This is a genomic window from Aeromonas sp. 600282, assembly GCF_049175755.1.
In the GTDB taxonomy this organism is placed as follows: Bacteria; Pseudomonadota; Gammaproteobacteria; order Enterobacterales; family Aeromonadaceae; genus Aeromonas; species Aeromonas veronii_A.
In genome coordinates, this window is the sequence record NZ_JAAKVR010000028.1 from 1 (window position 1) to 13,415 (window position 13,415).

Here is a 13,415-nt window from a genome sequence, read left to right on the forward strand (position 1 = left end):
ATCCACAGAAACTGGTTCCAGATTGCTAGAATGGCCGAAAACAAGGAGGCCAAGATGGACTTGCGACTGAGACCCTATAAGGGAAAACGCCCGCAACTGGGCAAACGGGTGTATGTAGATCCCTGCGCGACACTGGTGGGCGATATCGAACTGGCCGACGACGCCAGCATCTGGCCCATGGTGGCGGCACGGGGGGATGTGAACCATATCCGCATCGGCGCCCGCAGCAACATTCAGGATGGCACCGTATTGCATCTGACCCGCAAGAGCGTCAGCAATCCGACCGGCTATCCGCTGCTGATCGGTGAAGATGTCACTGTGGGTCACAAGGCGATGCTGCACGGCTGCACCATAGGCAACCGGGTGCTGGTCGGCATGGGTGCCATTCTGCTTGATGGCGTCGTGGTCGAAGATGATGTGATGATCGGCGCAGGTTCACTGGTGCCACCGGGCAAGCGACTCGAATCGGGCTTTCTATATATAGGGAATCCCGTCAAACAGGCTCGTCCGCTCAAACCCGCCGAGATCGCCTTCCTCAAGACCTCGGCCGACAATTATGTGCTGCTCAAGGATGAGTATCTGCAAGAGACCTGATAGGGCTGGCAGAAACAGGAAGCCCGGCATGATGCCGGGCTTCGCTTCTTATATAGCTATCTATATAGCCGTGCAGAACGGCTGACCGGAAATCAGTGGGCCTGATCCCAGTTGTCGCCGGTACCCGCTTCAACCAGCAGCGGCACATGCAGTTCGGCAGCGGCCGACATCTTCTCCTTGATGATGGCGGTATACTCCTCCAGCTTCTCTTCGCGGATCTCGAACACCAGTTCATCGTGTACCTGCATCAGCATGCGGATCGACTCATCCCCGATACCGCGGATCCAGCTGTCCACGTTGATCATGGCGCGCTTGATGATATCGGCGGCCGTGCCCTGCATAGGCGCGTTGATGGCGGCCCGCTCGGCTGCCTTGCGCAGACCGGCGTTGCGGGACTTGATATCCGGCAGATAGAGGCGACGACCAAACAGGGTCTCGACATAACCCTGGGCTTCCGCCTGCTGGCGGGTACGCTCCATATACTCCAGCACGCCCGGGTAGCGTTCGAAGTAGAGATCCATGTACTTCTGCGCTTCGGCACGACCGATCCCCAGCTGCTTGGCCAAACCGAAGGCACTCATGCCGTAGATAAGACCGAAGTTGATCGCCTTGGCGCTGCGGCGCATGTCGGTGGTGACCGCATCGAGCGCTACACTGAATACCTCGGCGGCAGTCGCCTTGTGGATGTCCTTGCCCTCGGCAAAGGCGGTCAGCAACCCCTTGTCACCGGAGAGGTGCGCCATGATGCGCAGCTCGATCTGGGAGTAGTCCGCCGCCACCAGCTTGTAACCGGCGCTCGGAATAAAGGCCTGACGGATCCGGCGCCCCTGCTCGTTGCGCACCGGGATGTTCTGCAGGTTGGGATCAGATGATGACAAACGGCCCGTAGCCGCTACCGCCTGATGATAGGAGGTATGTACCCGCCCGGTCTGCGGCTTGATCATCAGCGGCAACTTGTCGGTGTAGGTGGACTTGAGCTTGGCCAGCCCACGATGCTCCATCAGCAGTTGCGGCAGCTCATAGGTCTCCGCCAGCTCGGCCAGCACCTCTTCTGCGGTGGACGGTGCCCCCTTCGGCGTCTTTTTGATGATCGGTAGGCCCAGCTTGGTGAAGAGGATCTCCCCAAGCTGCTTGGGTGAGGAGAGGTTGAACTCCTGTCCAGCCAGCTCATGGGCCTGCTTCTCCAGCTCCGCCAAGCGCAGCTCGATCTCCTGGCTCTGCTGGTGCAGCAACTTGGGATCGATAGTGGTGCCGAGCAACTCCATCCGCGCCAGCACTGGCAGCAGAGGCAGTTCGATCTCGCTGAATACCTTGGCGAGACCCGGCACGGCCTCCAGCTGACCCCACAGCGCCTGATGAAGACGCAGGGTGATATCGGCATCTTCCGCCGCATAGGGGGCGGCCTGCTCCAGCTCGATCTGGTTGAAGGTGAGCTGTTTCACCCCTTTGCCCGCAATATCTTCAAAGGAGGTGGTCTCAACCCCGAGGTAACGCTTGGCCAGCGAATCCATGTCGTGGCGACTGGCGGTGGAGTTGAGCACATAGGATTCGAGCATGGTGTCGTAGGCGATACCTTGCAGGTCGATGTCGTGGTTGAGCAGCACGTTGCGATCGTATTTGAGATTCTGCCCCACCTTGAGACGGGTCGGATCTTCCAGCAGCGGTTTGAGCTTGCCCAACACCACGGCCTCGCTCAGCTGTACCGGTGCCCCCAGATAGTCATGGCCAAACGGCACATAAGCAGCCTTGCCCGGCTCAACCGCGAAGGAGACCCCGACGATCCGCGCCTCCATATAGTCGAGACTGGTGGTTTCGGTATCGAAGGCAAACAGCGGTGCCGCTTTCAGCTGTTCCAGCCAGCCGTCAAACTCGGCTTCGTCCAGAATGCAGCGGTAGTCGGTTTCGATGGCGGCAACCGGAGCGGCGCTCTCATCGCCAGCCTCGTTCTGTCCGGCGCTCTCGCTGCCCTCTTCACCACCGGATTCCAGCTCCTTGATCAGGTTGCGCAGCTCGTATTCGCGATAGACCGCCAGCAGGGACTCCTTGTCGACCGGCTTGAGCAACAGCTCTTCCAGACTCTGTTCCAGCTCGACATCGGTCTTGATGGTCGCCAGTCGATAGGAGAGACGAACCTGCTCTTCCTGCTCGCGGAACTTGTCGGCGAACGCCTTGGAGCCTCGGAAGCCGAGGGCGGCCACCTTGTCCAGGTTGGCGGCAATCTCGTCGATACTGCCAATCCCCTGCAGCAGAGCCAGTGCAGTCTTCTCGCCGACACCGGTCATACCGGGAATGTTGTCGACCTTGTCACCCATCAGGGCCAGATAGTCGATGATGAGCTCGGGCGGTACGCCAAACTTCTCGATCACCCCTTCCCGATCGGTCTTCACATCTTTCATGGTGTCGATCAGGGTGACATGATCGGAGACCAGCTGCGCCATATCCTTGTCACCTGTACTGATCAGCACCGGTAGCTGCTTCTCGGTCGCCTGGCGGGCCAGGGTGCCGATCACGTCGTCGGCCTCCACCCCCTCCACCATCAGGAAGGGGAAACCCATCGCCTTGATCATCTGGTGGATCGGGGCAACCTGGCTGCGCAGATCGTCCGGCATGCTGGCGCGGGTCGCCTTGTACTCGGGATAGATGTCATCGCGGAAGGTCTTGCCCTTGGCATCAAACACCACGGCCACATGACAGTCAGGATATTGCTTGCGCAGGCTGCGCATCATGTTGGCCATGACACGGACGGCGCCGCTCGGCAAACCGGTCGATGTGCGCAGATCGGCCTGCTGGGAGGCGAAGAAGGCGCGGTAAAGATAAGAGGAGCCGTCGACCAGAATAAGGGGGTTGCTAGGGGCCATGAAATCGTCCTGCCAGAGATAAACAGCCGCTAGGATGCCACAGGGCCCCCCTCACACCAAGGGGCGCAGCAACAGCACACAGCGCCTGATAAAGGGACTCAATCTGTGGATAACTCTGTGTTCAAAAATGGGGCGCATCAGAGCGCACAGTGATAAAACTGTGCATAAGAATATAAAAAGCCATTAAAAACAATGCTTTGAGATCGCAAAAACCGATCGTGAGACAGTTAGAATGATCTCGATCAATGTGGAAAAAGATTTAAGGGAGTAGGTACGGCAGGATCCAAAACGAAACAATCCTAGCACAGCAAGATGACTTGACCAGCGGAGGGCGAGCGATAACCATACAAAAGTACAACAATCCATCCTGGCTCACATTTTCAACAACGAGGAGTTTGCCATGAAAAAAGTGGCCGTGATTTTGAGTGGCTGCGGTGTCTTTGACGGGGCCGAAATCCACGAGGCCGTCATCAGCCTGCTGGCGTTGGCCCGTCAGGGAGCCGCCGTCCAGTGCTTCGCCCCGAACGTGGCGCAGCTCCATGTCATCAACCACCTGACCGGTGAAGTGAGCGAAGGGGAGAGCCGCAATGTGCTGGTCGAAGCGGCCCGTATCTGCCGTGGCCAGATCAAGGATGTGGCCGAGCTGGATGCGGTAGATTATGACGCCCTGCTGGTGCCCGGCGGCTTTGGCGCGGCCAAGAACCTGTGTGACTTCGCTATCAAAGGAGCCGAGTGCCAGATCCAGCCCGATGTGCTGAAAGCGTGTCAGAGCTTTGCCAACGCCAACAAACCGGCCGCCTATATCTGCATCGCCCCCGCCATGATCCCGCAGATCTATGGCGCCGGGACGCTGGCGACCATCGGCCATGACGAAGGCACCGCCAACGCCATCGAGGCGATGGGTGGCAGCCATCTCAACTGCCCGGTCAACGAATTCGTGGTGGATCAGGAGCGCAAGGTGATCTCCACTCCGGCCTACATGCTGGCCAACAACATAGTCGAAGCGGCAGACGGCATCGAGAAGACAGTCAAGCAGCTGCTGGCGCTATAATCCTCACCCAGCCAAAAACAGACGGGCCGCTCATGGAGCGGCCCGTTTTCAATTCTGCCTGAAGGCGATGAGTTAGATGGTTTCGCCCATTTGATCCATTTTACCCAGCAGGGCACGCAGACGCTCCTGCCATGCAGTGTGCTCGTTGCGCAGCTGATGGTTCTCGTCTTGCAGCTTGCTGTTCTGCTCTTTCAGCTCGTCCAGCTCCATCTTCAGCAGGGAGATGTTGTCGACAGCGGATTGTACTTTGGATTCGAGTTGCTCAAGGACTTCTAGTGACATATGCATACCTGTTTGTTCAATTGCGATGCCCCACAGAGGGCGATTCAAGCGCGTGAAGCCAGCATACCCCGAGCGCATCGGCACAAACAAGCCAGTGCGCTGTAAAATGCGCCTTCCATAGATGTATTGTCTAAATATGCGTCTATTTTTCTCGCATCCTGCGCCCGAGCCGCGACAACACACTGAACCGTGCGTAAAAGACCCCGCCGCCCGCGCATCATTTGCCCCCTCCTGACGGCGCCGCCGTTATCCATGCAAGGCGATATAAGCCCCCAGCAACAGACAGGCGACGACATACATCAGCAGGCCATAAAGCAGGTTCCAGCGCAGGATCAGCCCGGCACTGAGGTTGTAGCGGGAGGCCAGCGCCAGATTGGAGCCGGAGAGCGGACTGGTGCCGGTGGCAAGCCCCCATCCCAGCAGGAAACACATACCTAGCAGGCTGGGATCCGGCGCCAGCGGCCAGAGCAGTGGCGCCAGCCCGGAGATACTGATGAGCGGATGCACCCCGACGATGGCCACCAGCAGGATCAGCAGCAGAGTGAGGGATGCCTCCAGCCAGCCAAAGTGATTGAACAGCGGCAGGCCGTGACCGGCACCGAAATCGATGACCGACAGCGCACTGTTGATGCCTGCCGCCAACAAACCGGCCCCCAGAAACAGCACCAGCTGACCGCCGATGGCGGGGAAACGCTCCACCACCTGCCGCTTGAGGGCCGCCTTGCGCCCTGTCCTCGGCATAAAGAGCAGCGCCAGCAGCGGGGCCACCAGTGCGATCACCGCCAGAATGCCGAGCTGGGGCCAGATCTGCTTGATGAGCAGTACCAGCAACGCCAGCGTGACTGGCAACCCCAGTGTCTGCAACCGCAGCGGATAACCGGCAAAGTCGGCCACTCCGATCCTCTCCACCTGCCAGGCAGTCAGCCCCATCGCCAGCAAGGCGGCGAGGATCCCGAACGGCAGAATATGGGAGAGCTGCAAGCCCGGCGCATAGGTGAGCGCCACCGCCATGGCGACAAAGAAGGGTGACCAGAAGGCGGCGGCACAGAAGATCCGGCTCAGCACCATCACCTGACGCCGCTCCAGGGTGCCATTACGCTCCAGCCGATCGCCGATGATAAAGAGCACCGAGAGATTGATGACCGCCCCCAGCAGATTGAGGCTGGCCATGGTGCTCCACAGCCCCTTGCGCCCGGTCCAGGAGGTGGTGCCGGTCAGCAAGCCGGAAGTGGCAAGGTTGAGGGTGCTCACCGCGGCAAACATGGTGAGCATATTGATATTGGGCAGCAGCCAGTCACCGGCAATGAGGGTCGCGCCCTGCCACCAGGAGAAGATCAACAGCAGCAGGGCGGCACTATACAGGGCCAGCGCCTGCCGCCTGGCGGCCCCTACCAGCCAGGGCCAGGTGAGCAGTGACGCCCCCCAGGCTGCAATGGCCGCGGGCCAGGGGGAGAGACCCAGATAGAGATGAAGCAGGTTGAGCAGCCACATCCCCAAAATCAGATAACCCGACCAGCGTTTGGCCATCGACGCCTCCGGTCAGGAGATCAGAGACACTGATCCATATCCAGTGAAGGCTTGTCGCACTCCGGACGGCCGACGATCTTGGCGGGTACGCCAGCAACCGTGGTATGAGGTGGCACCGGGTTGATCACCACGCTGCCGGCGCCGATTTTGGCACCCACGCCCACTTCGATATTGCCGAGCACCTTGGCGCCCGCCCCTATCATCACCCCTTCGCGGATCTTGGGGTGGCGATCGCCGCTCTCCTTGCCGGTACCACCGAGGGTAACGCTCTGCAGGATGGAGACATCATCTTCAATCACCGCCGTCTCGCCGACCACTATGCCGGTGGCATGGTCAAACATGATGCCCTTGCCGATGCGGGCGGCCGGGTGCACATCCACCCCGAACACCACCGAGATCTGGTTCTGCAGATAAAGAGCCAGCGAGCGGCGCCCCTGACGCCACAGCCAGTTGGCGACCCGATACCCCTGCAGGGCATGGAACCCCTTGAGGTAGAGCAGCGGGGTGGAGAAGAGGTCGACCGCAGGATCGCGCTCCTGCACGGCGCAGATGTCGGCCGCCACTACCGTCAGCAGCTCGGGCTCGCTGCGCAGGGCCAGCTCGATCACCTCGCGCAGGGCGATGGCGGGCATGGTGGCGCTGTCGAGTTTGTTGGCCAGCTGGAAGCTCAGCGCCGAACGCAGATTCTTGTGATTGAGAATGGTGGAGTGGAAGAAGCTGGCCAGCATCGGCTCCTGGGCCGCCATGCACTCCGCTTCTTGCTGAATTTTGTGCCAAGTTTTGGCAACCAGTTCATCCATGTTGCAGCCTACTGTTGTTCTGGGTGAGGGCTCTGTTGTTCTTTTGTCAGCACCGAGATGGGGTCCATGTGGATGATGACATCCATCCGCTCGAATGCCTGGCGAACCGCCAGCTCGGCTTCATCGGCGATCTGATGGGCCTTGACCAGGGGGATCTGATCATCCAGTTCCAGATGCAACTGTACGAATCGGGTCGGCCCGGATTGACGGGTGCGCAGGTCATGTACGCCGTGTACCCCTTCGACGGCGCAGCAGAGGGCCATTATTCTCGCTTGTTCTTCCGCTGGCAACTGACGATCGAGCAGGGCCTGCACCGACTCGTAGCCGATATGTCCCGCCCCCCACAACAGGAACAACCCGATCAGGATGGCAAACAGGCCGTCAGCCCAGTACCACCCCTGCCCCGCCAGCACCAGCGCCAGCAAGACACCGGCGTTGAGCAGCAGATCGGAGCGGTAGTGCAACATGTCCGCCTTGATGGCCACGCTGTTGGTCTTGCGAATAACGAAACTCTGGAAACTGACCAGCAGCAGGGTCAGCACAATGGAACCGCCACTAACCCAGAGACCCGCCTCTAACCGTTCAATAGGTGCCTGTTTGAGCAGGGAGGAGATGCCGTGCATCACCAGCAGCAATGCGGAACCGGAGATAAAGGCCGACTGGATCAGCCCCGCCAGAGACTCCGCCTTGCCGTGACCGAAGCGGTGTTCATCATCGGCGGGGGCCAGCGCATAGCGAATGGCCAGCAGGTTGATGATGGAGGCACTCACATCCATGAAGGAGTCGGTGAGCGACGCCAGCAGGGTCGACGAGTCTGTCATCAGCCAGGCGATCAGCTTGCCGGTGATCAGCAAGGTTGCAGTGGTAACCGCCGCCATGCTGGCAAAGGTAACCCAACGGGAATATTGTTGATGGCTCAAAACCGGCTTTCCTCTGGCGATGAAAAACTTATTATACCCTGACCCCGGCGTCAGTTTGGCGCGAAAATCTGCGGAATAACACCCGATGAACAGAATACTCCTGGTCGACGACGATCTTGAATTGACCCAGCTGCTCACCGAAATTCTGACCCTGGAGGGATTTCAGGTCACGGTCGCCGAGGATGGTGAAGAGGGGCTGCAACGGCTGGCGGAGCAGAGCTTCGATCTGGTGTTGCTGGATGTGATGATGCCCAAGCTCAACGGCTTTGCCATGCTGACCAAGCTGCGCAAGACCCATGAAACCCCGGTGCTGATGTTGACCGCTCGTGGCGACAGCCAGGATCGGGTTAACGGTCTGGAAGCGGGTGCCGACGACTATCTGGCCAAGCCGTTCGACGATCGGGAGCTGCTGGCCCGGGTTCGCGCCATCCTGCGTCGTACCCAGAGTGCCCCGCCCCAGCGTGGCAGCTCCTCCGACGAAGTGCACTTCATGGATATCGTGCTGCAACCCGGCCTGCAGCAGGCCCGCTGCGGCGTACAACTGCTGGAGCTGACCGCCACCGAATTCGGGCTGCTGGAGTGCCTGCTGCGCAATCCCGGCCAGATTGTCAGCAAGAGCCACCTCTCCGAACAGGTGCTTGGCAAGAAGCTGGAGCCCTTCGATCGGGCCATCGACATGCACCTGAGCAACCTGCGCAAGAAGCTGCCGGACCGCAGTGATGGCCAGCCCCGCTTCAAAACCGTACGGGGGCGCGGTTACCTGTGGCTAGAGCAAGAATAAAGAGTACCAGCTCCCTCAACGGCATATCGACCCACATCTTCCTCTGGTTCTGGTTCATGCTGCTGGTGATGCTGGCCGCCGTGATCAGCCTGCCCACTCTGGATCCTCGCAACCAGATCCCGCTGCCGACCCATGAGGCGGTGCGAATGCAGAAAAATGTGCAGGCCCTGCTCAACGCTGCCGATCCGAATCAGGATTTCGATCTGGCCAAAACGATGGACAAGATCGCCATGCTCCCGGTGGACAATGTCTACCTGCGCGACGAGAGGGGGCAGATCCAGTCCACCACCCATCCGCGCAAGTTTGTGGTGCGCTTTATGGTGGACGCCGATGACCCGGCCAACCCCATGCTGGGCAACGAGGATCGCAAGGCGATCGCTGGTCCCTTCCTGATGGAGCACCGCGGCCATCGCTATCACGTCTATTTCGGCCTCAATGCCGAGAACCCCTACCTGTTCCTGTTCATACAGGTGCTGGATCACCCGATCCGCATTCTGGGCATATCAATGCTGGTCAGCACCCCGCTCTGCCTGCTGCTCGCCTGGCGGCTGACCCGCCCCATCCTGCAGTTGCAGAAGTCGGTCTCCCAACTGGCGGCTGGCAATCTGGAGGTACAGATCCCCAACCTGGGACGGGGCGACGAGATCGGTCAGCTGGCGGATAACGTCAGCCGCATGGTGGAGACACTCAAGAGCATGATCCAGAAGCAGAAACAGCTGCTTTCCGATATCTCCCACGAGCTGCGCAGCCCCCTCACCCGGATGCAACTGGCGCAGGCGCTGATCCGCCGCAAGCAGGGTGACAGCGCCGAGCTGGCGCGGATCGAATCGGAGATCGGACGGCTGGACAAGCTGATCGGCGATCTGCTGGATCTGTCGCGAGTGCAGCAGCATGTGGAGGCGCCGGTGGTACATCCGCTGGCCGACCTGCTGGAACCCATCCTCGAAGATGCCATGTTCGAAGCGAATCAGAGTGGCAAACAGCTCAGACTGCCGCCGCTGCCCGCAGAGTCGATCCAGATGTGGCCCGAGCTGCTGGCCCGGGCCGTGGAGAACCCCCTGCGCAACGCCCTCAAATATGCCCGCGAGTTCATCAAGGTGGACTGGTATCGGGAGGGACTGGAGTGGGTGATGACCATTCGGGATGACGGCCCAGGGGTGCCAGACGAGCAGCAGGCGCTGCTGTTCCAGCCCTTCTTCCGGGTCGATGACGCCCGCAACGCCAAGACTGGCGGCACCGGGCTGGGGCTGGCCATCGCCTCGGAGGCGATCCAGCGCCACGGCGGCACCATTGCGGCCAGCAACAATCACCCGACTGGGCTAACCATCACCATCCGCTTGCCCATCGCCTGATCCTTTTCATCCGGACGGGCGCTGGGTATGCTGGCGCCCCTTCTTGGCTTTACATCTCTTTGCAGGAGCTCGTCATGCTCGATATCGTCCTCTACCAGCCGGAAATTCCGCCCAACACCGGCAATATCATCCGGCTCTGCGCCAATACCGGTTACCGGCTCCATCTGATCGAGCCGCTGGGATTTGAGTGGGATGACAAGCGGGTAAAGCGGGCGGGACTCGACTATCACGAGTTTGCCGAGGTGAAGCGCTGGCCGAGCTATGAGGCCTTTCTGGCCGCCGTGGCGCCCAAGCGGGTATTTGCCTGCACCACCAAGGGGCGCACCGCGCACTCGGCAGCACAATATGCCCTTGGCGACGCCCTGCTGTTTGGCCCGGAGAGTCGCGGCCTGCCCATCGAGATCATCGAGAGTCTGCCATTCGAGCAGCGGCTGCGCATCCCTATGGTGCCCCAGAGCCGCAGCATGAACCTCTCCAACGCGGTGTCTGTCTTTGTCTACGAGAGCTGGCGCCAGCTCGGCTACGACGGTGCCATGTAAGCGCCACCGATGATCAGTGGCGGGCGTCGAGCAGATGCCCGCTGCGCTCCAGCCGCCAGCAAGTGACCCCCAGCGACAGACCGCGCCCCACCATCAGCGCCGCCATCGCCGCCCATAACGCGGCCACGCCCCACGACTGACAGAGCCACCAGATCGGGAAGAAGCCGCCAAACGCGGCCAGCAACATGCTGTTGCGCATCTCCCGCGCCCGGGTCGCTCCGATAAATACGCCATCCAGCAGGAAGCACCAGACCGCCAGCAAGGGCATGGCGATCAGCCAGGGAAGCTGACGATGTGCCTCCGCCATCACGGCCGGAATGTCGGTGATATAGCCGATAAGGTGGGCACCAAAGAGGGCAAACACCAGGGTAAAACCACTGGCAATGAGGGCGGCCCAGCCCAGATTGAGCACGATGGCCTCCCGCAGTTTCTGCCGATCCCGCTGACCGATGGCTCGTCCTACCATGGCCTCCACCGCATAGGCAAAACCATCGAGTCCGTAGGAGATAAGCATCAGGAAGTTGAGCAGCACCGCATTGGCGGCCACCGCCACATCCCCCAGTCGTGCCCCTTGCAGAGTCATGAAGGCGAAACAGAGCTGCAAACAGAGGGAGCGCAGAAAGATATCGCGGTTGAGGCCGAGCAACCGCACCATGGGCGCAAGCTGCCGCCAGCGCTGCCAGCCATCCTGCCACACCGTCGGCGCCAGTTGCCGCAGCTGACGGCGTACCAGCCAGATCCCGACCGCCAGCGCGCAGTAGTCCGCCATGACCGAGGCCGCCGCCACACCCCGCACCTGCCAGCCGAGCCCCAGCACAAACAGAGCATCGAGCGCCATATTGACCAGATTGGTGAGGATCAACATTACCATGGGGCTGCGGGCATCCTGCATCCCCAACAGCCAGCCCATGACCACCAGATTGCAGAGCGCCGCCGGGGCGCTCCAGATCCGCACCGCCACATATTGGCCCGCATAAAGCTGCACCTCGGGCGAGCCGCCACTCAGGGCGATCAGTCGTGGCAACAGGGGGAAGAGCAACAACAGCAGCGCCAGACCGAGAGCAATGGCCAGCCCCAGCGCCCGCAGCAGGGTATCGAGCTGGGCACGACCATCGGCGGCGCCGTGCGCCTGCGCCGTCAGGCCGGTGGTCGACATCCGCAAAAAGCCGAGCAGCCAGAAAATGAGGTTGATCAGGGTTGCACCGACCGAAACGCCCCCCAGAAACCAGGCCTGACCGAGATGACCGATCACCCAGGTGTCCACCAGCCCCAGCAAGGGGGTGGTGATATTGGAGAAAACCATGGGCAGTGCGAGCGCAAAGACGGCGCGGTGGCGAGAGGGATCTCGCCACCAGGGGGCAACAGCTGGGGTCACGCTCAGTGGCCTGCCAGCTTCAGAATGCGGGCGAAGTCAGAGAGCATGGTGGCCATCTGCACCCGGGGCACCTGACCCGGCGCCACCTGCGGGCGGAATACCGCCTGCAGCTTGCCCTTGGGATTGATGAGCACGATGGAGGCGGAGTGATCGATCAGGTAATCCTTCTCCCCCTGATTGGCGATGGAGTAGATCAGCCCCAGATTGCGCACGAACGGGAACAGCTTGTCGTGGGGGGCAGTGGCCGCCTTGAATTCGGGATTAAAGAAGGCGGTATAGGTCTTGAGACGGGGAATGTCGTCACGCTGGGGATCCGCCGAGATAAACACCACCTGACTGTCGGGCGCCATCTTCTTCAGCTGGTCATAGACGGAGCGCATATCTGCCAGGGTGGTGGGGCAGATATCGGGGCAGAAGGTGTAGCCGACGAACAGGAAAGTCCAGTGCCCCTTCAAGTTGGCAGGGGTGAACGGCTGGTTGTCCGCATCGGTAAAGACAAAATCGTTGATGTCCCGCCCCGCCGGATAGTAGTCGGCCTGTTCCGGCTGCTCTGGCTGCGTGGCGTAGAACACCAGGATCAGGCAGGCTGTCAGCAGCAGAAAGAGCAGGGGATAGCGGAGCTTCATCATAACAAGAGACCCTTTCAGTTCGAGGCAGATGGCCAGCAGTGACCGGACAAGAGAGGGGCATTGTACCCCAGCGAGCCGCCAAGGTGGTTCAACCTTGTGCAATGCCCTGTCAGGAGTCGACCATTTGGCATAATTAATCGCCAGTTGCGGCCATAAAAAAACCGGCCCCCTCAGGTGCCGGTTATGGATGGATTTGTTTGTCTCTTCTGCTCAGGGGCGAGCGTTACGCCCCTGCTGCAACATCTTGCCGATGGCCCGCACGCCGATGGGAATCACGGGGGCCAGCCAGCCCTCTTCCCCCTGGCGATCACCGTGACCACGCTTGAACAGCAACACCAGACGTACCACCTTCTCTTTCGGACATCCCAGCCAGAGCGTCCAGTGCGAACCACGATGGTGCAGCCAGAGACCGTAAAACCAGGTCATCCGGCTACCTTTGACGAAACGGGTGATTGACGATTCCGCTGGCGCAGCCCCAGCCTCTGAATCCCATGGCGATCTTGATGCCATACCAGTCCTCCTTGACCGACAGGTCATGTTGCTTCGTCGGCCTGAACTGGGAACAGGCCCGTCACGACTATCTGCAACCATTACGAGTGGTTCCCTTTGCCCGACAAGGCTCGGGATCTCCCCACTCCCCCTTCATATCCCGTGAAGGTGTACTGCCCTATTCTCGTTGTTACCGGCCCTTCCGTACCGATGCATTG

At 60.6% G+C, this 13,415-nt stretch carries 13 protein-coding genes; 5 read left to right on the forward strand and 8 right to left on the reverse strand.

All coding sequences use genetic code 11. From position 1 onward, the window contains the following. Positions 1–54: 54 nt before the first annotated feature. The gene (locus G5137_RS19870) at positions 55–594 is read left to right on the forward strand and encodes a gamma carbonic anhydrase family protein (RefSeq protein WP_058057072.1); all 540 of its coding nucleotides are present in this window, start codon (positions 55–57) and stop codon (positions 592–594) included. A 92-nt stretch (positions 595–686) separates the two neighbouring features. Here the strand turns inward: G5137_RS19870 and polA are convergent, their stop codons facing one another. Then, positions 687–3,452: a DNA polymerase I gene (gene polA / locus G5137_RS19875; protein ID WP_421207254.1), complete on the reverse strand. Its 2,766-nt coding sequence runs from the start codon at positions 3,450–3,452 to the stop codon at positions 687–689. Positions 3,453–3,852: 400 nt separating this feature from the next. Between polA and elbB the strand changes: the two genes are divergently transcribed. Continuing rightward, positions 3,853–4,503, forward strand: a complete 651-nt coding sequence (gene elbB, locus G5137_RS19880) for an isoprenoid biosynthesis glyoxalase ElbB (RefSeq protein WP_421255861.1) — start codon at positions 3,853–3,855, stop codon at positions 4,501–4,503. A gap of 72 nt (positions 4,504–4,575) precedes the next feature. Here the strand turns inward: elbB and G5137_RS19885 are convergent, their stop codons facing one another. The 4 genes from G5137_RS19885 to G5137_RS19900 all read right to left on the reverse strand — a co-directional run bounded on the left by G5137_RS19885 (position 4,576) and on the right by G5137_RS19900 (position 8,032). Further along, on the reverse strand, positions 4,576–4,785 hold the full coding sequence (locus G5137_RS19885) for a cell division protein ZapB (protein WP_005339554.1): 210 nt from the start codon (positions 4,783–4,785) through the stop codon (positions 4,576–4,578). 246 nt (positions 4,786–5,031) lie between these two features. Beyond that, a complete protein-coding gene (locus tag G5137_RS19890; protein ID WP_227341733.1) occupies positions 5,032–6,312 on the reverse strand; it encodes a hypothetical protein in 1,281 nt (426 codons plus the stop codon). Positions 6,313–6,332: 20 nt separating this feature from the next. Further along, positions 6,333–7,112 carry a serine O-acetyltransferase gene (gene cysE, locus G5137_RS19895; RefSeq protein WP_005339552.1) on the reverse strand — a complete coding sequence of 260 codons (780 nt, stop codon included), beginning with the start codon at positions 7,110–7,112 and terminating at the stop codon, positions 6,333–6,335. Between the two features lie 8 nt (positions 7,113–7,120). Further along, positions 7,121–8,032, reverse strand: a complete 912-nt coding sequence (locus G5137_RS19900) for a cation diffusion facilitator family transporter (RefSeq protein ID WP_227341732.1) — start codon at positions 8,030–8,032, stop codon at positions 7,121–7,123. 85 nt (positions 8,033–8,117) lie between these two features. On the opposite strand from G5137_RS19900, the gene G5137_RS19905 reads away from it, so the two are divergent. The 3 genes from G5137_RS19905 to trmL all read left to right on the forward strand — a co-directional run bounded on the left by G5137_RS19905 (position 8,118) and on the right by trmL (position 10,704). After that, positions 8,118–8,813 (forward strand): response regulator, encoded by a 696-nt coding sequence (locus G5137_RS19905; protein WP_227341731.1) that lies wholly within the window; start codon positions 8,118–8,120, stop codon positions 8,811–8,813. After that, the gene (locus tag G5137_RS19910; RefSeq protein ID WP_408082979.1) at positions 8,795–10,165 is read left to right on the forward strand and encodes an ATP-binding protein; all 1,371 of its coding nucleotides are present in this window, start codon (positions 8,795–8,797) and stop codon (positions 10,163–10,165) included. Before G5137_RS19905 ends, G5137_RS19910 begins: the two co-directional genes overlap by 19 nt. Before the next feature lie 74 nt (positions 10,166–10,239). Beyond that, entirely contained in the window at positions 10,240–10,704 is a 465-nt protein-coding gene (gene trmL, locus G5137_RS19915) for a tRNA (uridine(34)/cytosine(34)/5-carboxymethylaminomethyluridine(34)-2'-O)-methyltransferase TrmL (protein ID WP_005339545.1), read from the forward strand. 13 nt (positions 10,705–10,717) lie between these two features. Here the strand turns inward: trmL and dinF are convergent, their stop codons facing one another. The 3 genes from dinF to G5137_RS19930 form a co-directional block, all read right to left on the reverse strand. Further along, positions 10,718–12,079, reverse strand: a complete 1,362-nt coding sequence (gene dinF, locus G5137_RS19920; protein WP_421255862.1) for an MATE family efflux transporter DinF — start codon at positions 12,077–12,079, stop codon at positions 10,718–10,720. 2 nt (positions 12,080–12,081) lie between these two features. After that, positions 12,082–12,708: an SCO family protein gene (locus tag G5137_RS19925; protein ID WP_158114375.1), complete on the reverse strand. Its 627-nt coding sequence runs from the start codon at positions 12,706–12,708 to the stop codon at positions 12,082–12,084. Between the two features lie 210 nt (positions 12,709–12,918). Then, positions 12,919–13,134, reverse strand: coding sequence for a hypothetical protein (locus tag G5137_RS19930; RefSeq protein ID WP_019446524.1), 216 nt, complete (start codon positions 13,132–13,134; stop codon positions 12,919–12,921). Positions 13,135–13,415 lie beyond the last annotated feature (281 nt).

What these genes read in the sequence shown, in the direction of transcription:
- polA (WP_421207254.1), bottom strand. Translation starts at nt 3,452, where the DNA reads ATGGCCCCTAGCAACCCCCTTATTCTGGTCGACGGCTCCTCTTATCTT.
- elbB (WP_421255861.1), top strand. Translation starts at nt 3,853, where the DNA reads ATGAAAAAAGTGGCCGTGATTTTGAGTGGCTGCGGTGTCTTTGACGGG.
- G5137_RS19925 (WP_158114375.1), bottom strand. Translation starts at nt 12,708, where the DNA reads ATGATGAAGCTCCGCTATCCCCTGCTCTTTCTGCTGCTGACAGCCTGC.
- G5137_RS19905 (WP_227341731.1), top strand. Translation starts at nt 8,118, where the DNA reads ATGAACAGAATACTCCTGGTCGACGACGATCTTGAATTGACCCAGCTG.
- G5137_RS19890 (WP_227341733.1), bottom strand. Translation starts at nt 6,312, where the DNA reads ATGGCCAAACGCTGGTCGGGTTATCTGATTTTGGGGATGTGGCTGCTC.
- G5137_RS19885 (WP_005339554.1), bottom strand. Translation starts at nt 4,785, where the DNA reads ATGTCACTAGAAGTCCTTGAGCAACTCGAATCCAAAGTACAATCCGCT.
- trmL (WP_005339545.1), top strand. Translation starts at nt 10,240, where the DNA reads ATGCTCGATATCGTCCTCTACCAGCCGGAAATTCCGCCCAACACCGGC.
- G5137_RS19930 (WP_019446524.1), bottom strand. Translation starts at nt 13,134, where the DNA reads ATGACCTGGTTTTACGGTCTCTGGCTGCACCATCGTGGTTCGCACTGG.
- cysE (WP_005339552.1), bottom strand. Translation starts at nt 7,112, where the DNA reads ATGGATGAACTGGTTGCCAAAACTTGGCACAAAATTCAGCAAGAAGCG.
- G5137_RS19870 (WP_058057072.1), top strand. Translation starts at nt 55, where the DNA reads ATGGACTTGCGACTGAGACCCTATAAGGGAAAACGCCCGCAACTGGGC.